Source organism: Amycolatopsis sp. cmx-11-12 (assembly GCF_046269425.1).
Taxonomy (GTDB): domain Bacteria; phylum Actinomycetota; class Actinomycetes; order Mycobacteriales; family Pseudonocardiaceae; genus Amycolatopsis.
The window spans coordinates 1-975 of record NZ_JADNQM010000107.1 but is presented as its reverse complement, the minus strand read 5'-3'; the positions used below and the strand labels follow the sequence as shown (position 1 = coordinate 975).

Here is a 975-nt window from a genome sequence, read left to right as displayed (position 1 = left end):
ATGAAGTGTTTCGGGGGGAAAACGCCGCCTGGTCACTGACCTGGCGGCGGACCGCCCGGAAAGAGCGGATAAAGGAGATCCTGTCGACGTCGATATCGGCCTGTTCCGCCGCTTCGGTCATAAGATGCCGTATCGCGTAGTGGGTTAGCAGAAGAGCCCAGATTTCCTGCCGCACCGTGTCGGCATGTTTCGATCGTAATACCACGGTTGAGCCGCCACGGATATGGGTTTCGATCTCATCGAAAACCGACTCCTCTTCCCATCGCTCGTGATAGACAGCAGCGAGTTCCGCAGCCGACGCTTCGACTGGTTCCAGGATTGTAGTGATCAGCCGGATGATCTCGTTCCGGCCATCCCGGTTGGGGATCTCGTATTCGATGACCCGGAGCTGAATGTAGTCGACCGCTATACCGCTGGCGCGACGTTTCCGCTCATATTCACGGTTATGGCGTTTCTGCCGCGGATCGCCGACTTCGGACAGGTACGATCCGTCGGCCAGAACCGACAACACAGGAAGGTTGAGCTCGGACTGGACTCGCCAGACCAGTCCCGCACCTGTTTCCGCGGCGGCCTTCCACAGCTCGTAGCTGTAGAACCCGGCGTCGGCGAGGACCAGCATGCCAGGCTCGAACACAGGCAGCAGCCGCGCGACCTGCGCCCGCTCCTGCTCCTTCCACGGATCGATCTCGGCGGCCACCACCGCGCGAGTACCGCATTCGACCAGTGCTGCGACCCGCGCCTGCGGAAACGGCGCGGGATTCTTCCCTCCGCACCGGCCGAAACCCTCCTCATTGTCTTCGGTGTCCGGAAGATTGAAAATGACACCGTCAACGGCCATGACTCGAAGACCACGCAACCACGCACCCGGCGTGGACCGTTTCGCCATCGGTTGAGCGACCCGCTCGAACAACAACCTCAATGGCTCCGAACCCAGTCGCATCCGCGCTTTCGAAATCGCGCCAACCGTGGGTATCG

The 975-nt window shown here is 61.0% G+C and carries 1 protein-coding gene; it reads right to left on the bottom strand.

The features are described from left to right. The coding region (locus ACLARN_RS44125; protein WP_409497457.1) for an IS4 family transposase at nucleotides 1-940 on the bottom strand (940 nt) is incomplete at its 3' end. Nucleotides 941-975 lie beyond the last annotated feature (35 nt).